A 20,237-nucleotide genomic window follows, 5' to 3' on the forward strand; every position below is an offset into this window, starting at 1 on the left:
GTGACCGGACACCAAAGGGACAAAAAAGGATACGTAAAGGAGCCGCAGCTCCAACGTTACAGAAAAGCCCGCACGCGCGGGCTTTTTTATGGCTTAAATCCCATGACGAGTTAAACCACCCTGTCATCATCTTTCACCCGGTTAATTGTGTACGTCAGTACACCGAACACCGTTACCTCGTCCAGCGCCTCCCCCTCAATTGCATCTCCATCATCCGTAATCAGCGCCCCGCCCATCCATTTAGCAAACTGCGCTCGGCCATCGAATGTAGCCAGAACTGTTTCGCCTTCGCCTGGTCGCGCGGAAAAATCAATGACCGCATACCCGGTGTCTGTTTCGACGATCCGGCAATTTGCAACCATCTGACAAAGCGCATCAACGGTGAGCGCGCGCTGCGCATAATCAGCAGCTGGTGATGGAAAGCCCATTACTGAATACTCCCCATGTTGCGAAGCATCCAGAGACGGTTCTCGCTGACATCTGGCGTCTTGTCCACGAAGTACGGCTGATATCGCTTTATCCAGTCATTAGCGTCGCGCTCGCTGAAATGCCAGTTGCGCGCGTTAAGCTCACGGATGAAGTCTGCAGTGCGCAGGCACTTGTATCCCTTTGGGTTGAGTTGAACTGCTGCAACAAAGGCGGCGCGTATCTCGTACTGGCGCGGCATGATCTGCACCTCTCAAACGATACTGTATTTATATACAGTATCGTTTGAGAGGTGCAGATCAAGCGCCGTATCAGTACTGTTTTATAACGCCCTGATAGGGTGGATCTTAAAGCGGTTTTATCGTGTATCAAAGAGCACTTCTGACTGTGATCATCACATTATCTTCATAATTGCTTATTGAAGCGGCATAAAAATGTTATCATTTTCGCACAAAAAAAATATGAAGGTTATTTCTATATATTAGATGGATTATGGAATGAAGACTTTAAATAATATCTATTTATCAAGACTTGATCATTTGAGATTTTTCGCCGCAGCATTAGTCATAATTTATCATTGTCGTGGTTTTTTGAAATACAATAATGAAATTTCAAGCCCATCTGATTTTCTCAAATTGTGGGTTTCTGGCGGAAATACTGGAGTCAGCTTATTTCTTGTTTTGTCGGGATTTCTTTTCTGCGTAATATCAAATGCGGGAAATAAAGATATATCATATGGTAGCTTCATAAAAAATAGGATATTACGCATAGCCCCTATGACTGTATTGCTATGCTTTATCGTGATCAGTGTTAATCGCGCAAATTCAGACCCAATGGACATACTCCGAATCCTGACTCTTCAATTAAACACAGGACATCTCAGCACAGGATGGGGGCAGCAATTTTATCCAATTGGTCAAATATGGACGATTGCAGTAGAATTTCAATTCTATTTAATTTTCCCTTTCCTTGCTATTTTCATGAGAAATGACGGCGTGAAAACTCTCATAGGGATGATTGTCGTTATGCTTATGATTAAATACTCGTTGGTAGTTTTTAAAGGCGCTTCAGTGTACTGGATTTTCTATCATACAATCATAGGAAGAATGGATCAGTTTCTTATAGGAATGATAGCTGGCTACATCTACATTAAAAAAAATAAAACGAGTTTTTCAATAGCAGCAATGATTCTCGCAGTAGCACTTATCGGACTTAGTGTTGTTCTTTATCTGAATAAAAAGGCCATTCCTGTTTTTGTGACTTTTAGCTTCACACTGGAAGCTATGCTTTGGGCCTTATTGATTTATGCATATTGCTCCGCTCAATTCTCAATAAATCAGCGCATAGACGCAATGTTGGCCTATCTCGGCGGGCTTAGCTTTTCTATGTATCTTCTTCACCTTCCTGTTTACTACATTTTACTTAGTAAAGTGATGCCAATGGACCCTAACCCCACAATGCATCTATTTAAGGTAATTTTTGTAATGCTGCCTGTAACGGTCATTGCATCAGCGATAACGTATACCTACGTGGAAAAACCTTTTCTAAAATTGCGGGTTAAGTATACAAAATAGAAAATTGCGCTGAGGAATAACAAATTCCACAGCGCTTAAAGTTTCACTTACCTACACCTCAGGAGGTGTAGGTAATACCATATCAACCACAGACGTATCAGTTCTAAAAAGCTGAACGCGATAAAGTTTCCAGGCTTTAAGACGTGATATATCCTTTTCAGTAGCAATGTCCATATCAACCGCATCCTGAAGCGGAGAAATTATCACTGACGCGTCAGCGATTAAGGACGCGATTATTCCCGCATTATTTTCAACAATTTGCCCAGGGACTTCAACCCAAATTGGTTTACCATCTTCACCTCCCCCCAAAATGTGTCCGCGTGGAGGTTCGCTGATAAATTTTTCGTACTGTACATCATCAATCTCATTTAATTCTTTTTCGTCAGGCCAGTTTTCCCCATAATACGATTTTTCATCAGGATCATAGAACCCCAAATTTGATTTATTGAAAAACATTACCACCCCCACGCAAGATAACCCGCCGACAACAAACGAGATGCAACAAACGGATAATTAATTGAAAGGTCACGAAACAAGATATTCATCCCTGTCTGAGTCGAAGAGCTTGATGCCTTTGTAATACTAAAACCACCGTTAGACGTGTCGTTACCATAAAACACTATACCGCCCAGTGCCGTTGGAAACGCCGCCCCAAAGGTAAGCGACCCATCCTTACCACTACCGCCATTGCTACATGTTCCCCATTGAACCAGGAAATTAACAATATTGCTGTTTGAACTATCTTTGACTGGTATCCAGATACGCCCAGTCCCTGAAAATACCCCGCCAGCAGCAGGCATTTTTACTGCCTCGCCCAACCCAAGGTTTGCGAGAGCCGTTGCGATCGCAGCACTGCCATCAGCTTTGATATCTGCAAAAGGGTTGCTCCGGCTGAGCAACAATTTTTTCAGCGCCGTCAGTAATTGATCGTGCTTTGCTTTGTCCAGAGCGACACCGGTAGCCTCAACCACTGTCGCCAGCTCCTCCTGCAGCATGTCAAAGTAATCGTCATCCAGCTCTGTGGCAGGCGTACCGGTTTGCGGGTTCCCGCGGGTAAAGCCATTTTTGCCGGGTGAATCGCCACGGGTTTAACAGACACCTCAGAGTCATTTAAGATGACTTAAAGAGAGGTGCCCATGAGCGGTAAGCGTTATCCTGAAGAGTTTAAAATTGAAGCAGTCAAACAGGTTGTTGATCGTGGTCATTCTGTTTCCAGCGTTGCAACACGTCTCGATGTCACCACCCACAGCCTTTACGCCTGGATAAAGAAGTACGGTCCGGATTCTTCCACTAATAATGAACAGTCAGATGCTCAGGCCGAGATCCGCCGCCTCCAGAAAGAGCTGAAGCGGGTTACCGATGAACGAGACATATTAAAAAAAGCCGCGGCGTACTTCGCAAAGCTGTCCGACTGAGGTACGCCTTTATCCGCGACAACAGCTGTTGCTGGCCTGTTCGTTTGCTCTGTCGGGTTCTGGAAGTCCATCCTAGTGGATTTTATTTTTGGCTTCAGCAGCCATATTCACAGCGTCACCAGGCAGACCAGATGTTGACCGGGCAGATCAAACAGTTCTGGCTTGAGTCTGGCTGCGTCTATGGTTATCGCAAGATCCATCTCGATCTGCGTGATACCGGGCAGCAGTGCGGAGTGAACCGGGTCTGGCGACTGATGAAGCGTGCCGGAATAAAAGCTCAGGTTGGGTATCGTGGCCCACGGGCACGTAAAGGCGAAGCCAGCATCGTTGCACCCAACAGGCTCCAGCGGCAGTTCAATCCGGACTCGCCGGATGTGAGCTGGGTGACGGACATAACCTACATCCGAACCCACGAAGGCTGGCTGTATCTGGTCGTGGTGGTTGACCTGTTCTCCCGAAAAGTTATCGGCTGGTCAATGCAACCCCGCATGACAAAAGAGATTGTCCTGAACGCATTACTTATGGCGGTGTGGAGGCGTAATCCTCAAAAACAGGTACTGGTTCACTCTGATCAGGGCAGTCAATACACGAGCCATGAGTGGCAGTCGTTCCTGAAATCAAACGGTCTTGAAAGCAGCATGAGTCGTCGCGGTAACTGCCACGACAACGCGGTTGCGGAGAGCTTTTTCCAGCTACTGAAACGCGAACGGATTAAGAAAAAGATCTACGGAACGAGAAACGAAGCCAGAAGCGATATTTTTGATTACATCGAAATGTTTTATAACAGTAAGCGTCGGCATGGCTCGAGCGAGCAGATGCCACCGGCTGAATATGAAAACCTATATTATCAACGGTTCAGAAGTGTCTAGATTATCCGTGGCGATTCAAGAGTCATCCGATGAAGTCCTAAGAGCCCGCACGGCGCAAGCCCTGCGGGCTTTTTTTTTCCCCTCCCCGCTCAACCCTCACCCATAATACATTAATATTCAATTAGTTAAGAAACCTTCATTACCTCATTACAGATCGTGCTCAAGCCCCTCCTACATTTCATAGGTTGCGGCTTACCTTTTTCCTCAAGACACTCACTTAATACACTATGCGATAGATAAACTAAAAACGCGTATGGGAATATCGGGCCTGGCGTGCTTGTCTTCCTGTGCCGTTATTTGCATGAATGGAACAGGTATCAAAATGAAAACAGATGGAAGATATGGCATGGTTGGTCCGGACGCACCGGTAAAAAACGCGGATGAAGATCGTTACGGGCTTACGGCGGTTGCCAAAGGATTAGCGCAGGCAATCCAGGCAATGGACGATGAAGGTTCTGCCGTGATTGGTATTGAAGGGGTCTGGGGTTCGGGGAAAACAAGCCTCATCAACTTACTGCTTCACGAACTGGACCAGACGAAGCCAGAAAAGACGCATGTGTTGCATATCTCTCCCTGGCTTAACGGCGACGGCATTAGCCCGGTCGCATCGCTTTTAATGCCCGTCGCGCTTATCCTGGACCAGGAGCAAACTCGTACATTATCTGAAGAAGAGCAGAAGATTAAGCGCGCAAAAAAGACGCTGAATGAGACAAAAAATCGCCTGCTGCGTTATGTCCGCTCGACTGCCAGACTCGCCCAACCGCTGGCGGATATGGCGAGTATCATCCCGCTTCTTGGGGGCGCGGATAAGATTACTGAAGCGCTGACAAAACTCGGCTCAGACAGTGAGAAAAGCGCCGCCGATCTGCGCTCAGAGATCGAAAGCAGCCTCGAAGAGCTTCAGCTGACGTTTATCATTGTCCTCGACGATCTCGACCGGCTGGAACCGGCGCAAGCGGTCGAAATATTGCGTATGGTGCGCTCGGTCGCCGATTTCCCCCGCTTTCGTTATGTTATGTGCTACGACCGCGACGTGCTGGCAAAAGCTGTCGAACATGGCCTTGGCGTCACGGATGGTCGTTTATATCTGCAAAAAATCGTGCAACTCTCGTTCAGCTTGCCGCGCCCGGAAGCCTTCGACCTGCACCGGGAATTCAGGGACGGCGCGCTTGAACTGTATAAAAAAATACAGGGGCGCGAGTTAGATGCCGGGGCGTTTTCAGTGCTGAATACAGCGGTGGATGCCTATGGCAACGAGTTCTCCACGCCGCGTGAAGTCCGCCTGGCATTAAACGCCTTGCAGTTTCGTTATCCGGCCATGCGCGATTATGTCTATTTCCCCGATCTCTGTTTCCTGCAACTCATTCGCGTCGTTAACCCAGGCCTGCATGACTGGGTCGAACACTATCTCACCGAGCGCTCTATTGTCGAATCCGGTGATGGCCAGATTAACAGCGAAGATCTTGGCGCGATGGCGACTGACCTGGCGAACAAACTTGCTCTGTTCAAATACGCCTCAGGGCGCAACGCCTGGACGTTGGGGAAGTGGGTTCCCGGTGTGCAAGGCGGTGGCGATAAAAACATACACTTGTTTAGCGAAATAGATGAAAACAAGCGAGACGAACTGACAACGCTAAGGCGCCTTGGCAGCGCAGGTTACTGGCGCTATTACTTCTCCTTTTCCGCACCGCAAAACGTGCTACCGGAGTCTGCCATTCAGGAGATATTGTCCATGGCGGGTAATGATGAAGAAAAACTCGCTCAGCACCTGCTCAGTAAAATCCACAGCAAAGGCGTCTCATCACAGACCTGGTTTGAGCATATTGTTACCCGCCTCACCTCACGCGTCATTGCCGAAGCGGAACCAAAGCAACTGTTTGGCCTGCTCAACTTCTTCTTTCAACAAGGTGATGTCGTTGAAGCCAAATTCGAGGAGCGTGATGCGTATTACCGCCAGCAAGAGTCCGGCACGCGTGCGCTGGCGTTGCAGATCACAAGGCAGTTATTAATTGAAGATCGAACCCATTTATGCGCATTTCTTGGGGAAAGGATAAAACAGGGTGAGGCTCTGCGCTGGATTGTCCAGTTTGGCCAAAGCCTGCTCACTCCTCTTCAGCCCAAAAGTATGGAATCGCACGATGTACCCTCGTTTTCCGCCAGCGAGTTAAACACATTGCGCAGACAACTTGCCGGGCGCATGGGTAACGATAATGTGAAGAACCAACTTTTACACATTCCGCACTTATTGAGTTATCTCAATGCGTGGCGAGATATTGACAGCCTGGACGTCGTAAAAGCATGGGTTGCAAACGTCAGCCAAACCGATGCCGATTTTCTGCAACTGCTACTGGCGATACGTAACACCTTGATCACCGGTGATAGAGAATCCTATCGCGTGTTGGAAATAGGAAAAATGGCCGTGTTTTTTGACGAAGAAGCCGATCCTGCGCAGCGATTAGAGAAGATCGCCAGAGCGAATAACCCATCGCTATCCGGGCTGCTGGCAGAGGTCAACAAAGCGATAGAGCTGGCGGCTCCCTTTGGCGGGCCCTTTTAGGGTTATTTGCTAACCCTTTCATTTTCGGGTTCTTTCGGGCAAGCGGTGCCAGTGAACTGAATTTTTATCGCTGCTTGCCCCTATTCATTAAATGCACTTGAGAAAAAACTTATACAAAAACACTTTATTTGTATCGGGTTAGATCAACTCATTAAATAAGCGTTGTGATTTTTCCTATATGTGACATTTAGCGGTTTTCTTGTTAAACCGATGTAATAAATTAACGTAAGAAAAAAACTATTATCATTCACGAAAACCACCATTGTTTATAGATAAAATTCAATAACATAAAGCACACCTGAAAAAGATAATTTTTCTCAACGTGTTTTTGCGCATTTTGTAATTAAAGTTATCCATTTTCTGAAAGTTTCTCTAACTCGCTGTAATCACTAAAGTTAAATTAGTAACAAAAACACAACTTTACAAACCGCCTATTTTTTCCGCATTATTTTCATTGTTCGCATGAATCCTTTTGTGTAAACTTATTTCCGTTCTCAGGAAAAGTCCTGGAAACAAAGATTTAAGCAGGAACATAATACAATCACCTGCACAACTATATTAAAGCTGTTAAAAGATTTACCTTTTAGTATTTTTAATTAATATCGAAATAAAGTGGTTGCTCGCATATTTAATTTTAATTTTTAAATAACAGCGAAAGACAGCGCATCGCCTGTTTTTTGCGGGAGCAACTTTATGAACGAACAAAATTTTGACGAACAAATGCAATCTATCCAGGATCTGAACCTGTCCTATTTATTACTGGCACAGCGTCTGATTCGTGAAGATAAAATTGCAGCGGGTTTCCGTCTCGGTTTAAACGAAACCACGATGGAAACCCTACGCAGCTTGTCACTGCCGCAACTGATTAAACTGTCCACTTCAGGCCAGCTGATTAGCCGGTTGCGTATTGATGATGATGTGATGATCAATTGCCTGACCAAAGACTCGCGTATTGATGCGCTTCAGCGTTTGCATACCGGCATTATTTTGTCGAGCAATCTGCTTAGTACGCTCAATCAAGATGGCAGCGAGGCGGCGTAATGGAAGACTCAATGTTGCAAGAAAAAAGCATTATGTCGGAAATTAAAGATACGCATATTGCCATGCAGTTGATTAATTTCGGCGCCAGAATGCAGGTGCTGGAGAGTGAAACCAGCCTTAGCCGCAGAAAACTGTTAAAGCTTTATAAAGAGCTGAAAGGGGAGTCCCCGGCGAAAGGTATGCTGCCTTTTTCCGCCGACTGGTATATGGCGTGGGAGCAAAATATTCACTCATCCATTTTTTATAATATTTATCTTTATTTGCAGAAGGTCGAACCTGGACGCTCAGTCGAAGTAATGCTGAAAGCCTTCCGTCTTTATATGGAACACGGTTTGACGGAAGAAAATGAAGAACCGGTGCTGGGGTTAACCCGCGCATGGACGCTGTTGCGCTATATCGACGGCGGCATGCTCAAACAGACGCAGTGCGACTGTTGTGGCGGCAACTTTATCACCACGCCGGAGCACATGTTCAACGGTTTTACCTGCAGCCTGTGCGTGCCACCGTCACGCGCGCTGAAACGTAGCCCGCTGCTCAACTTCGCGGCTGGTGCCCCCGCCACATTGCAGTAATGGCATGAGTTGCCCCGACAGCGGGCAAACTCATCTTCACACCGCCAATAACAGCCTCGCCTGCTCAGCATCACATTGAGCAGGCGAGGCTGTTGTGTATCTGTTATTTGCGACCGTTATGACAAGCGGCCGGTAAAGACACCACGATAATAACTCGGGCTAATGTTAAGCCGCATCAGGATATCGCGCCGGTGCACGTAAGCCGTTTTCAGGCTGATCCCAAGCTCGACAGAGACATCCTGAGCGCTGGCACCGGAGGCCAGCAGACAAAGCACCTCGCGCTGACGCTGTGTTAACAGCGGTAGCGCAGGATAGCGTGGCGATGCCGCCTTTTTACGTGACAGCAAACGGTTGATTGACGCATAGATATGGCGGATAGGCGTGTTCAGACACAGCGTCGGAATATCCGGCATTAAAGCAGGTAAAACCGGGTCAAGCTCGTCGCTCAACAACAGGCACGGCAAATCAGGCTTTGCTTCGCGCAGATAGTGCATGGTGTTCATCAACGACATCAGATTGGTGGTCTGCGTGGCAACCGCAATCACAAAGCGCACTTTATTGACGGATACGCCCTGCGCGTCCTGTGGGCTTGCGATATGGCTAATACGCAAGTTAGGGCGATAGAACTTAATCAGCGTGGTTAATCCCAGTGTCGAAAACACATCTTCGCTGTAAACCAGAACGTTAGCGATACTGACTGCCTTTTTTTCACTCATAGTCCCTTACCTACTCAGCGTCACATCCCGTGACGAATTACGATGATTAAAAAACATCCCTTCCGCTGTTATTTGAATCCCGTCAGGATCACAAACAGATGGTCAAAAATGCCGGCCATCATGTTTTCAAAGAAGGGTGCAAGTGTGTACATCACCAGCGACATGGCCACCATGCCGACGGTTAAAGAAAGCGGAAAACCGACCACAAAAATCGACAACTGCGGCGTCAGGCGGTTGAGCAACCCCATTGTCAGGTTGAGGCACAGCAATAAAGTGATAACCGGCAGGCCGAGCATTAAGCCGTAACGAAAGATCAGGCTGCCTGCTTTGACCATCGCCATAAATCCTTCATGACCGAGCGGCGCGGCGCTAATCGGGAAAGCCTCAAAGCTGTTCGCCACCACTTCGAGCATATAAAGATGGCCATTGAAGGTCAGAAACAGCAGCGTGACAAAGAGGTTCAGCAGCCGCGAAACGACCGGCATACTTGGGCCGCCGCCGGGGTCATAAACCATGGCGAAAGAGAGGCCCATCTGCATACCAATGATCTCGCCGGCGTGGCGCACCGCCACAAAAATCAGCTGTACCGCAAGCCCGATAGCAATGCCGATAATCAGCTGCTGGCAGCAGGCCCAAAAGCCGTCGAACGAGGCGATCGCAATGTTGCTCTGCGGCAGTTGCGGGGCGACAAGAAAAGCAGTGATCAACGCCAGCGCGACTTTCAAGCGCGCGCTCATCTGTTTTTCACTGAAGATCGGTGCCGCACCGAACAGGGCGAGCATGCGCAGGCACGGCCAGAAATACTGGTTCACCTGGTCATAAAGCGTAACCAGCGAGAGCGTAAGCATAATTATCGAATGATATAAGGCAGGCTACTGTACAGACCACGCATATAGTCAACCAGCGTTGACAGCATCCACGGCCCGCAAGCGATCAGCACGACGACGATGGTGAGGATCTTCGGAATGAAGGAGAGGGTCATTTCGTTGATCTGCGTCGATGCCTGCAAAATACTGACAATCAAACCCGCCGCCAGCGCGGCTAACAATAATGGTGTGGCAATAAACAGCCCGACTTTCGTCGCCTGAAAACCAAGCGACATGACACTTTCAGGGGTCATCTTCTTCTCTCTAACTAAAAAAGCTCTGCGCCAGGGAACCGATAACCAGCTGCCAGCCATCCACCAGGACAAACAGCATCAGCTTAAAAGGCAGGGAAATCGTTGCCGGAGGCACCATCATCATCCCCAGCGCCATCAGCACACTTGCCACAACCAGGTCGATAATCAAAAAAGGAATAAACATCGTAAAGCCGATCTGGAAACCGGTTTTCAGTTCGCTGGTTACAAACGCAGGAACCAGAATGCTCATTGGCACATCGTCGACCGTATTAAACTGCTCCGCTTTCGCGATGCGGGAAAAGAGCGCCAGATCCCCTTCGCGGGTCTGTTTAAGCATGAAAGCGCGCAGGGGTTGTGACCCTTTTTGCAACGCGACTTCCATCGAAATCTTATCCTGCGAGAGCGGCACCCACGCTTCGTCGTACACCCGGTTCAACACCGGTGACATCACGAAAAAAGTGAGAAACAGCGCCAGTCCCAGCAACACCTGGTTAGGCGGCGTACTGGCGGTGCCAAGGGCGTTTCGCAGCAACCCAAGCACAATTACAATGCGGGTGAACCCCGTCATCATCAGCAATATCGCGGGCAAAAACGTCAGTGACGTCATCAAAACCAGCGTTTGTACCGGCAGTGACCAGCTCTCGCCATTCGCTGAATGGCTAAGCATGATGTCGCTATTGGCCGCCCAGGTCAGCCCGGCAGGGAAGAAAATCCCGGCAAGCGTTAGCCCAAGGCCAAGCAGTCCCGGCAGCAGGCGCGTGTTGCGTTTCATTTTTTGCCCTCGCCTTTATGCCGGGTAATGCAATTCACTAAAGCCGCCTGAAAACTGGCAGCAAACGGCGCGACCGGAACCGGCTCAGCGTCCGCTTTTTTCTCCATCGTCATCAGAGTCGTGATGTTTTCCTGCGTCACGCCCAGCAGCAGCCATTTGTCATCCACTTCGACAACCACCAGACGCTGTCTCGCGCCAAGGGAGTGAGTATGTTTTACCGACAGAATGCTATTTCCCTTTACCATTCGTGAAGCGACACCCGTACGACGGCAGATCCAGGCCACCGCCACAATCAGCAACAACACCAGCGCCAGCGCGCCGACAACATTGCCAATCGAGACCGGTGCCACGGCAGGCCCGCCGGCAACGGGCTGAACAGTATTAAGCGTTGGGGTATTCATTATCTGCTCAGGCGGTGCATACGCTCGGAAGGCGTAATAATATCGGTGATACGAATGCCGAATTTATCCGAAACGACGACCACTTCACCCTGGGCAATTAAGTAACCGTTAATCAAAATATCCAGCGGCTCACCGGCTAACCCGTCCAGCGAAACAATGGCGCCTGGGCTAAGTCTTAATAACTCTTTGATCGTCATTTTTGTGCGCCCCAGTTCAACGGTCATTTTGACCGGAATGTCGAGCACCAAATTTAAATCTTCAGAAAAATTAACCATCACATCGTCTTTCGCCGCAGCGTGCATCTCGGCGCTATTGTCGTTCATTTGTTCGCTCATCGCATCGCCCCAAAGGTCGTTAAGCGAGGATTTATTTGACCCCGATTCAAGTTCCATATCACTCATTCGTTGGTCACTCCTTCTTTAAGGCTAATAATGTAGAATTCATCAAATTTTCCACCTGAATGGCATACTGATTGTTGGCGCAGCCATATTTACCCGACATCACCGGGACATCGTTAACATACCCACCGATCTCTTCAGGTTTTTCCAATGGAATAATATCGTCAGGTTTCAGGCTCATAATTCTGGACAAGCGGGTCGAAATCTCAGCGAATTTCACCACCAGCTCCATTTCGGTATCACGCATTTGCGAAGCGAGCGCGCTGCGCCACTGATTATTTTCGTGCTGCGAGTTTTCCAGTGGCGGGTTGGTCAACAACTCGCGAATCGGTTCGATAATGCTGAACGGAATACAAATTTGTAATTCGCCGCTATGCGAACCAATATCCACCTGAAACGGTGTGGTCACCACAATATCGTTCGGTGACGACGTAATATTGGTGAACTTCACCTGCAATTCAGAACGGACAAATTCTGTTTTGATCTTATAAATGGATGTCCAGGCGTAATCATATGCTTCGCGCGCCATGGCCAACATCCGCTGGATAATACGCTGTTCTGTAGGCGTAAATTCGCGGCCATCGGCCTTTGTCGGGAAACGTCCGTCGCCGCCAAACAGGTTATCCACCGCGGTAAATACCAGGTTGGGTGAAAAAACGAACAGCGCCGTGCCGCGCAGCGGGTGCATGTTAATCAGATTCAGACTCGTCATCACCGGCAGATTGCGGGCAAACTCATGGTACGGCTGAATTTTGATGTTTCCGGCGGTGACATCCGGGCTACGGCGCAAAATGTTAAACAAGCCGATACGAAACTGTCGCGCAAAACGTTCGTTAATAATTTCCAGAGAATATAAACGTTCACGAATAACCCGACGCTGGGTATTAGGATCATAAGGCTTGATATTATCTTCTGCTGAAGAAAGCGCCGTTTCCGCACTATTTTTCTCTTCGCCACCGGGGCCGCCATTCAAAAGATTATCGATCTCGTCCTGTGATAAAATGCTGTCCGACATAATAGTTACCGTAAAATGAATGCATTAAACAGGACGTTTGTCACCATCGGTTGAGGCTGGCCAGCAAGTGAGGCGTTAACCGCGTCTTTTACTTTTAATGCCAACGTTTCTTTCGCCTTATCGCCGACTAATTCAGCCGCTGTTTGTTGAGAAAAAAGCACTAACAAATTACTGCGAACTTCAGGAAGATGTTTTTCCAGCATGGCTTTCGTTGCGGTATCTTTAATTTTCAACGTAAGACCAATATACAGAATGCGATCATTTTCCTGGGCATCAGGTTTCAGACTGACGGTAAAGGTATCCAGATCTAAATAAACCGGCTCTGCTTGCTCAACGGCTGCGGCAGGAGTTTCACCCTCTTTCCCATTAGCAACTTGCGTTTTAAGTTTATTAATTTCCATATAGGCATAAGCGCCACCAGCGCACATCCCAATAAGAATTAACAACATGAGTAAAAGCAACAGAGGGCTTTTTTTCCCACTCTGGGCGGCTTGTTTCTTCTTCGGCATTTGATGAATAACTCTGTAATTAAAAATAAATCAGGAATCATACTTAAGACAGATAACCTGCTGGATGCCGTTATTTTAATACAGCACCCATGCAGGACAATTCCCTGATAAACTGAAATTACTGTCAGCACCTTGCCATTTAGCGCATTCGCCTTACGCGAACGTATTGATTCCGCGCGAATAATGCATGATGCGCGAACGTGCCGGACGCTCTTCTTCCAGCGAAATAGCCCCGTCACCTTGTTCTGGATCAGATTTTCCTTGCCCGGCGGTATTACCCGATGTCGTATCCCCCGCTGAAGAGGAAGTTTCTGCGCCCACGCTACTCTGTCCCAGCGAAATACCGGACTCTTCCAGCATAGTGCGCAGGTTCGGTATCGCCGATTCCAGCGCCGAGCGCACCTGATGGCTCTCGGACACGAAATGGACCTGGGCCTGATCGTTATTCACGCGCAGGCTGATTTGTAACGCGCCCAACTCCTCCGGGTGAAGACGCAACTCCGCATGATGAACGCCATTACGGGTGAACACCGCAATCTGCTGCCCCAGCGATTGTTGCCACGCGGGCGTGCCAACTTCAGCCTGTAAGGTGCCGGTCGCCATCGCGGGTGAAGTTAATGCTGGCGTGGTTGACGGTGCCGTAACGGGTGCCGCCTGAGAAATCGCACTCAGTTGCGGTAGCGGTTCACCGGTTTTCACCGCATGCAGTGCCGTTGCGAAACTCTCGCTCGCCGGTGCTGCCTGGGTCTGCCCATTGCCCGCAAGCTGCGCGGTGTCCGTTGCTGGCAAAGGTGAGTCGCTGCCCTCGACGGCTTTATCCGCAAGCGGTGTGGCCGTGTGCAGCGCCGCCGTTATCCCCTGCCCTTTCCCGGTCGCGGGTGCGCGCTCGGTTGTGGCTGTGACTGGCGTCTGCACTTTCTCACCGAGCACGGCGGAGAACGTCACCTGCGCTAACGGGTCTGTGGGCTGAACATCGGTCGCCACGGCGGCCGGTGTCAGTGCGTTTGCCGGTGTTGCAGCCAGCGCAGGCTCAATCGCGTTTTGCGGTAACGCCGCCAGATCCGCCAGGGCCGGTTGCGCGGCCTGTTCGCCCTGGGCCAGCAGCGCATCCGCGGTAGTTACCTCCGCAGGCAACGCGATGGTCTTCGCCACTTGTGCCAGCGGATCGATAGCCAGTGTCGCAGACGGAGTTGGGCGGGCATCGTCTGACGGCTCCTCTTTTTTGTCCGCAGGTTTTTTATTCCCTTCCTGCGCAGGCGCTTTTTTGTCGGTTTTTGCGGGTTGTTCTGCCGCCAGCTGTTTTTTCAGCGCGGAAGAAAACTCGCCCTCTTCCTGCACGCTTGAGGTGGAAGCCGTCTGGCGTCCGCTATCGCTTGCCGGAGCAGGGTTTGAAGGTCTGATAATCATCTTATATGTTCCTTTGGCTGGCGCGACGGGCAAACTCATCCATCAGCTTTTGTTCCAGCCGGTTCTCTTTTAACAATTGCTGGGCTTCAGCACGGTTTTTCAGCGCTTCAAAAGCATTCAGCCGCTGCTTATCTTTTTTCCAGGCGTCCTGCACGTTATCCACGGCGAACTGGCTGGCGGAAACCCGCCTGACCTGTTGCTCAACCACCCCATCCAGAGAGGTTAAAAATCGCTGCTGTGTCTGTAGCGCCATGATCGACACGCGACTTTGCGTCAGCGTGGTTTGCATCTGCTGGCGATATTCCTGCGAGTACGTACGCAACTGCTCCAGGCGGGAAGTCTCCTGGACATGCGCCTGGCGTGCGCTACCGAGTTGTACCGTCGTGTCGTTGAGCTTTTTTTCCGCCAGCTCACGCAGTACATCCATGGGGTTATGGCTGGCCATTACGCACCGTCCGCATTAGTTCGCCCCGGTATCCGGAAACAGCGCAGAAAGCTCCGCGCAGGAGGTCGGATAATCACAGGATTCATGAATCCCCTGGTGGAGATATCGCTCCATGTTGGGGTAAAGACTAATGGCCTGATCCAGCAACGGATCGCTGCCTGCCGCATACGCGCCCACGCTCACCAGATCGCGGTTGCGCTGATAAGACGAGAGCATCTGTTTAAAGCGCTGCACTTTTTTGTAGTGCACCGGTTCGATAAGTTCGGTCATCGCGCGGCTTATCGAGGCTTCGATATCAATCGCCGGGTAGTGGCCCGATTCCGCCAGCCTGCGCGAGAGCACAATATGGCCATCGAGGATCGCACGCGCCGAGTCGGCAATCGGATCCTGCTGGTCATCCCCCTCCGTCAACACGGTATAAAACGCGGTGATCGAACCGCCGCCTTTGGTGCCGTTACCGGCACGTTCCACCAGCGCGGGCAATTTCGCGAAAACTGATGGCGGGTAGCCTTTGGTCGCGGGCGGTTCACCGATGGCGAGCGCAATTTCGCGCTGCGCCATCGCATAACGGGTTAAGGAGTCCATGATCAGCAGCACATCGAGGCCGCGATCGCGAAAATCTTCGGCGATACGCGTGCAGTAGACCGCGCCCTGCATACGCAGAATCGGCGACACATCTGCCGGCGCGGCGATGACGACGGAACGTTTAAGCCCCTCTTTACCAAGAATATTCTCAATAAAGTCCTTCACCTCACGGCCACGTTCGCCAATTAAGCCGACGACGATGACATCCGCTTTGGTAAAGCGCGCCATCATCCCCAGCAGTACGCTTTTACCGACGCCGGAACCGGCAAACAGCCCCATACGCTGGCCGCGCCCCACGGTTAACAAACCGTTGATCGCACGCACGCCAACATCAAGCACGTTTTTAATCGGATCGCGCTGCAGCGGGTTAAACGGCGCGGTAAACAGCGGCCCGCGATCGGTCGATCCCGGCGGCGGCAGGCCATCCAGCGGACGCGCGCTGGCATCCAGCACGCGGCCCAGTAATTCCGGCCCCAGCGGCAGCGATTTGCCTTTGGTGTTATTACCAAAGGCATACACTCTGGCGCCAGGCAGTACGCCTTCGACGTTTTCCAGCGGCATCAAATAGAGGGTTTCGGCATTAAATCCCACTACTTCACTTTCAACGCGCTGGATACCCGTCTCGCTCTCGCGTTCGACAATGCAAAGCGTGCCGATCGGCAACTTCAGACCGACCGCTTCCATTACCAGGCCGGTCGCGCGCGTCAGCCGACCGTAGCGGCGAAACAACGGCAGTTCCGCCATTTTGTGCTCGCGCTGATCAATGCCATCAAGCCACTTTTTCAGCCGGGCGGTCATAACGCGAAGTCCTCGCGACTCAGGTTACACAACTCGTTCCAGCGGGTTTCCGTGGTCGCGTCCAGCTCGCCGCCGTCGGTGGTGATACGGCAACCGCCCGGCAACATCTGCGCATCGGTACGCAATTCCCAGCCGCGGGTTTCCAGCACCGAGCCCAGCATCTCCTGCACAGCGGCCGACTCCTCGGCGCTGACCCACAGCTGTACATTGCCTTGTTGCAGCGTATCGTCTTGCAGCAGTTGCTGAATGCGCGTCATCAGCCAGGCGTTGGTCGAGGTCGACACCACGCTTTCGCCCAACAAGCTGCGCGCCGCCATCAGGGCGACCTGCACCAGCCGCGCAGGCATCACGCTGTCGAGACTGTCGAGTGTTATCTTGACGTTATCAACCAGTTGAGCGAACGCATCCGTCTGCTTCTGCTGTTGCTGGCGGTAGTCCGCCGCGCCCTGCGCAGCGCCCTCTTCCCGGCCTTGTGCAAAGCCCTCTTCATAACCCTGTTTTTTTCCGGCTTCCAGCCCCTGCGCTTGCCCCTGGGCAAAGCCTTTTTGCTCGGCCTGTTTGCGCAGACGCGACAACTCAACCTGCATCGCGGCTTCTGTCGCCGGATCGCTTGCCGGTACCGCCTCGCGCAGTTCGCTCTCCTGGCCGAAGGTGTCCTGAAGTAAATTCTCCGGCTGCCAGGACTTCCACTGCTGCTTAGACGTAGACATCGTCGCCTCCACCCAACACGATTTCGCCGGTTTCCGCCAGACGACGGACAATCAACAGGATCGCTTTCTGTTCGTTTTCGACTTGCGACATACGAACCGGGCCACGGGAATTCAGATCGTCACGCATAATATCGGCCTGACGTTTGGACATATTGCGGAAGAACTTATCGCGCAGTGCGTCGTCCACGCCTTTGAGTGCCACCAGCAGCGATTCGTTATCCACTTCCTGCAAAATACGCTGGATGCTGCGATCCTCCATTTCGACAAGGTTTTCGAACAGGAACATCTCGTCGATGATCTTCTGCGCCAGCTCCTGGTCGTATTCGCGCACCGCTTCGATAGCCGCGTCTTCCTGGTGGGATTTCATCATGTTGAGGATCTCCGCCGCAGGACGTACACCGCCCATCTTGTTGCGCTTGATGTTCTGACCGTGCAGCAAGTTGTTCAGCACTTCGGTCAGCTCCTGCAACGCCACTGGCTGCACGCCGCCGAAGGTGGCGATACGCAACATGATGTCGTTACGTTCGCGCTCATCGAATTTCGCCAGCAGATCGGCTGCCTGGCTGCGTTTCAGATGCACAAGAATGGTGGCGATAATCTGCGGATGCTCATCGCGGATGAGGTCAAAGACCATCTGCGGTTCCATAAAGTTGAGCGTCTCAATACCGTTGCGCTCATCGTTGGCATCCAGCAGATCTTCCAGCAGCGCATTCGCGCGCTCTTCACCCAACGCTTTCACCAGCGCACTGCGCAGGTATTCGTTGGTATTCACATCGAGTACGGCAAACTCACCTGCATCACGGCGGAACTCTTTCATCACCGCGCCCAGCTGATCGTGGGTATAACTGCCGATATGAACCATGGCGCTACTGATTAACGTCACTTCATGGGTATTCAAATGCTTAAACACTTCGGCTGCACGCTCGTCACCGAGCGTCAGCATGACTATGGCGCTTCTCTGGGCGGCGTTCATGACGACTTCTGCTCCTTATTCAACCATTGACGAAGAACCAGCGCGATAACCTGCGGTTCCTGATCGGCCATTTCACGCAGCTGCTGCGCACCTTGTTCCGCCTCAACGCGTAGCTGTGCTTTCGCCATTTCCGCGCTCTGACGCTTACGGATTTGCTCATCCAGCTCGGCCTGGCGCGCCTCTTTTTCCATTTCCATGCGCTGCAACAGCATCTCCTGATGGCGCGTCCAGAACGGTTGCACCGCTTTACGCCACAGGATCCAGGCGATCAGCACCACAAACAGGTAACGCACGCCGGACATCATCAGTTTGATGACTTCTGGCTGTTTCCACAGCGGAACCGGTGGTTCGCCATCTTCCACGCTGAACGGGGTGTTCACGACATTCAGCGTATCGCCGCGTTTGTCGGAGTAGCCCATTACTTCTTTCACCAGCGCGTTGATCTGGTCGAGCTTATCTTTACTCAGCGCAACGGCTTTCCCATCCGCGCCGGGGACAAAGTTCACCACCACCGCAACAGAGAGGCGTTCCACCGTGCCGGTGCTGCGCTTGATATGGGTGAGCGTTTTATCCACTTCATAGTTGGTGGTTTCATCGCTCTGCTTGTTGTACGGCGTCGCCGGTGCAGCGGGCGCCGCCGTTGCGTTCGCATTCGCGTTGGCGTTGGTCGCACCTTGTCCATTGGCTTGCTGCGCTGGCGGTTGCTCAATCGGCGCGGAAACCGGTGCAGGAGGCTGGTTACTCAACGCACCAGGTACACCACCTACCGCATTCTTACCGCCCTGTTCGGCATTGCTGCTCTGACGGCTGCGAATCGCCATATCTTCCGGGCGGCTGTTAGGCTGGTACTGCTCGGCAGTCTGTTCGTGCTGCGTGAAGTCAACCTGCGCGGTCACCTGCGTTCTGACGTTTTGCGCGCCGACAATCGGTGCCAGGATGGCCTGAATGCGATTCTGGTATTCGGCTTCAATTTTGCGCGTGTATTTCAGCTGCGTGGTCTGCGTCGCCTGCTCGCCGCTCTGCGTCATCAGGTGTCCGCTTTGATCGACAATCGTCACGCGATCGGCGCTCAGACCCGGCACGGCGCTGGAGATCATGTACGAGATAGCGCTTACCTGCCCGGCATCCAGCGTTCTGCCATTGATCAACGTCAGCGTCACCGACGCGGAAGGTTTCTTCTGATCGTGCAGAAACAGGGACGGCTTCGGCATCGCCAGATGCACCCGCGCCGCGCTGACCGGACCAAGCGTTTCGATGGTGCGCGAAAGCTCGCCCTCCAGCGCGCGCTGGAAGTTCACTTGTTCGTTAAACTGGCTGATGCCAAATTTTTCCTGATCAAGCAGTTCAAAGCCTACTGCGCCACCTTTCGGCAGCCCCTGCTGGGCCAGCTTGAGACGCACTTCATACACCTGCTCAGCAGGTATCTGAATAGAACCGTCATGCTCCGCAAAGCGGTACGGTATCTGCATCTGTTTCAGTTGCGTGACGATCGCGCCGCCATCCTGCTCGCTAATATTGCTGTACAGGACACGATAGTCTGGCTCTTTAGCCCAGAACAGCAGCGCAATGACAATTGAAATAGCAGCTGCGGCGGCAATGAAAAATATCATCCGGGGGTTAAGCCGAATATTATCAAGCAGTGCCTTAATATCGACAATGCCTTTCTTGTTACTGTCTTGGGTCGTGGCAGTCATGCCAATATCCTGTAAAAGTGATCGCCGCAATAAAAATTAAAAAGCATTACGGCTCGCCTCATTTGGTATGAAATAAGTAAATGCAAAATTATTTCCCAGGGGAATTCCTGGTGAGTATTATCTACAAAACAGGCCGTTTTCTAAGTGGTAAAAAGGTGAAATTTGTGTCAGCTATTCAGGTTATGTCGTTTTTCGCGCCACATGATAAGCTTACGGCCAATTACTACTAAGGTTGTTTTC

Annotated in this window: 23 protein-coding genes; 5 read left to right on the forward strand and 18 right to left on the reverse strand. The window is 51.1% G+C overall.

Going from position 1 to position 20,237, the window contains the following annotated elements:
- Window positions 1-110: 110 nt before the first annotated feature.
- Complete coding sequence (locus IP581_RS17340) at window positions 111-428, reverse strand: hypothetical protein (protein WP_193820968.1); 318 nt, start codon at window positions 426-428, stop codon at window positions 111-113.
- Window positions 428-667 (reverse strand): hypothetical protein, encoded by a 240-nt coding sequence (locus IP581_RS17345; RefSeq protein WP_193820969.1) that lies wholly within the window; start codon window positions 665-667, stop codon window positions 428-430. The genes IP581_RS17340 and IP581_RS17345 overlap by 1 nt, the downstream gene beginning before the upstream one ends.
- Before the next feature lie 256 nt (window positions 668-923).
- On the opposite strand from IP581_RS17345, the gene IP581_RS17350 reads away from it, so the two are divergent.
- Window positions 924-2,000, forward strand: coding sequence for an acyltransferase family protein (locus IP581_RS17350; RefSeq protein WP_193820970.1), 1,077 nt, complete (start codon window positions 924-926; stop codon window positions 1,998-2,000).
- Window positions 2,001-2,051: 51 nt separating this feature from the next.
- Here the strand turns inward: IP581_RS17350 and IP581_RS17355 are convergent, their stop codons facing one another.
- Window positions 2,052-2,456 (reverse strand): tail fiber assembly protein, encoded by a 405-nt coding sequence (locus IP581_RS17355; RefSeq protein WP_193820971.1) that lies wholly within the window; start codon window positions 2,454-2,456, stop codon window positions 2,052-2,054.
- Window positions 2,456-2,995 carry a gp53-like domain-containing protein gene (locus tag IP581_RS23930; protein WP_228007778.1) on the reverse strand — a complete coding sequence of 180 codons (540 nt, stop codon included), beginning with the start codon at window positions 2,993-2,995 and terminating at the stop codon, window positions 2,456-2,458. Before IP581_RS23930 ends, IP581_RS17355 begins: the two co-directional genes overlap by 1 nt.
- Before the next feature lie 141 nt (window positions 2,996-3,136).
- Here IP581_RS23930 and IP581_RS17365 point away from each other — a divergent pair.
- The 4 genes from IP581_RS17365 (at window position 3,137) to flhC (ending at window position 8,454) form a co-directional block, all read left to right on the forward strand.
- A protein-coding gene (locus IP581_RS17365; protein ID WP_193820972.1) for an IS3 family transposase occupies window positions 3,137-4,284 on the forward strand; the annotation gives its coding sequence in 2 pieces (ribosomal slippage) (window positions 3,137-3,374 and window positions 3,374-4,284; 1,149 coding nt in all).
- A gap of 322 nt (window positions 4,285-4,606) precedes the next feature.
- Window positions 4,607-6,841, forward strand: a complete 2,235-nt coding sequence (locus IP581_RS17370; protein ID WP_193820973.1) for a KAP family P-loop NTPase fold protein — start codon at window positions 4,607-4,609, stop codon at window positions 6,839-6,841.
- Between the two features lie 693 nt (window positions 6,842-7,534).
- On the forward strand, window positions 7,535-7,882 hold the full coding sequence (gene flhD, locus IP581_RS17375; RefSeq protein ID WP_086873793.1) for a flagellar transcriptional regulator FlhD: 348 nt from the start codon (window positions 7,535-7,537) through the stop codon (window positions 7,880-7,882).
- 14 nt (window positions 7,883-7,896) lie between these two features.
- Window positions 7,897-8,454, forward strand: coding sequence for a flagellar transcriptional regulator FlhC (gene flhC / locus IP581_RS17380; protein WP_162842166.1), 558 nt, complete (start codon window positions 7,897-7,899; stop codon window positions 8,452-8,454).
- A gap of 116 nt (window positions 8,455-8,570) precedes the next feature.
- Here the strand turns inward: flhC and IP581_RS17385 are convergent, their stop codons facing one another.
- The 14 genes from IP581_RS17385 to fliF all read right to left on the reverse strand — a co-directional run bounded on the left by IP581_RS17385 (window position 8,571) and on the right by fliF (window position 19,997).
- A complete protein-coding gene (locus IP581_RS17385) occupies window positions 8,571-9,170 on the reverse strand; it encodes a helix-turn-helix domain-containing protein (protein WP_086873791.1) in 600 nt (199 codons plus the stop codon).
- Between the two features lie 68 nt (window positions 9,171-9,238).
- On the reverse strand, window positions 9,239-10,018 hold the full coding sequence (fliR, locus tag IP581_RS17390; RefSeq protein ID WP_193820974.1) for a flagellar biosynthetic protein FliR: 780 nt from the start codon (window positions 10,016-10,018) through the stop codon (window positions 9,239-9,241).
- A gap of 2 nt (window positions 10,019-10,020) precedes the next feature.
- Complete coding sequence (gene fliQ, locus IP581_RS17395) at window positions 10,021-10,290, reverse strand: flagellar biosynthesis protein FliQ (protein WP_044489457.1); 270 nt, start codon at window positions 10,288-10,290, stop codon at window positions 10,021-10,023.
- Between the two features lie 10 nt (window positions 10,291-10,300).
- Window positions 10,301-10,957, reverse strand: a complete 657-nt coding sequence (gene fliP, locus IP581_RS17400) for a flagellar type III secretion system pore protein FliP (RefSeq protein ID WP_228007866.1) — start codon at window positions 10,955-10,957, stop codon at window positions 10,301-10,303.
- Window positions 10,958-11,058: 101 nt separating this feature from the next.
- A complete protein-coding gene (gene fliO, locus IP581_RS17405) occupies window positions 11,059-11,463 on the reverse strand; it encodes a flagellar biosynthetic protein FliO (RefSeq protein ID WP_193820976.1) in 405 nt (134 codons plus the stop codon).
- Entirely contained in the window at window positions 11,463-11,864 is a 402-nt protein-coding gene (gene fliN / locus IP581_RS17410; RefSeq protein ID WP_086873787.1) for a flagellar motor switch protein FliN, read from the reverse strand. Before fliN ends, fliO begins: the two co-directional genes overlap by 1 nt.
- 7 nt (window positions 11,865-11,871) lie before the next feature.
- Entirely contained in the window at window positions 11,872-12,876 is a 1,005-nt protein-coding gene (fliM, locus tag IP581_RS17415) for a flagellar motor switch protein FliM (RefSeq protein WP_193820977.1), read from the reverse strand.
- A 5-nt stretch (window positions 12,877-12,881) separates the two neighbouring features.
- A complete protein-coding gene (gene fliL, locus IP581_RS17420) occupies window positions 12,882-13,385 on the reverse strand; it encodes a flagellar basal body-associated protein FliL (protein ID WP_086873785.1) in 504 nt (167 codons plus the stop codon).
- Window positions 13,386-13,538: 153 nt separating this feature from the next.
- Complete coding sequence (locus IP581_RS17425; RefSeq protein WP_193820978.1) at window positions 13,539-14,792, reverse strand: flagellar hook-length control protein FliK; 1,254 nt, start codon at window positions 14,790-14,792, stop codon at window positions 13,539-13,541.
- 1 nt (window position 14,793) lies between these two features.
- Window positions 14,794-15,237 carry a flagellar export protein FliJ gene (gene fliJ / locus IP581_RS17430; protein ID WP_086873784.1) on the reverse strand — a complete coding sequence of 148 codons (444 nt, stop codon included), beginning with the start codon at window positions 15,235-15,237 and terminating at the stop codon, window positions 14,794-14,796.
- A 15-nt stretch (window positions 15,238-15,252) separates the two neighbouring features.
- The gene (gene fliI / locus IP581_RS17435) at window positions 15,253-16,620 is read right to left on the reverse strand and encodes a flagellar protein export ATPase FliI (RefSeq protein WP_193820979.1); all 1,368 of its coding nucleotides are present in this window, start codon (window positions 16,618-16,620) and stop codon (window positions 15,253-15,255) included.
- Window positions 16,617-17,330 carry a flagellar assembly protein FliH gene (locus IP581_RS17440; RefSeq protein WP_193820980.1) on the reverse strand — a complete coding sequence of 238 codons (714 nt, stop codon included), beginning with the start codon at window positions 17,328-17,330 and terminating at the stop codon, window positions 16,617-16,619. The genes fliI and IP581_RS17440 overlap by 4 nt, the downstream gene beginning before the upstream one ends.
- Window positions 17,317-18,303 carry a flagellar motor switch protein FliG gene (gene fliG / locus IP581_RS17445; RefSeq protein WP_086873781.1) on the reverse strand — a complete coding sequence of 329 codons (987 nt, stop codon included), beginning with the start codon at window positions 18,301-18,303 and terminating at the stop codon, window positions 17,317-17,319. Before fliG ends, IP581_RS17440 begins: the two co-directional genes overlap by 14 nt.
- Window positions 18,300-19,997, reverse strand: a complete 1,698-nt coding sequence (gene fliF, locus IP581_RS17450) for a flagellar basal-body MS-ring/collar protein FliF (protein ID WP_193820981.1) — start codon at window positions 19,995-19,997, stop codon at window positions 18,300-18,302. The genes fliG and fliF overlap by 4 nt, the downstream gene beginning before the upstream one ends.
- Window positions 19,998-20,237 lie beyond the last annotated feature (240 nt).

Source organism: Kosakonia pseudosacchari (assembly GCF_015167415.1).
Classification (GTDB): domain Bacteria; phylum Pseudomonadota; class Gammaproteobacteria; order Enterobacterales; family Enterobacteriaceae; genus Kosakonia; species Kosakonia pseudosacchari.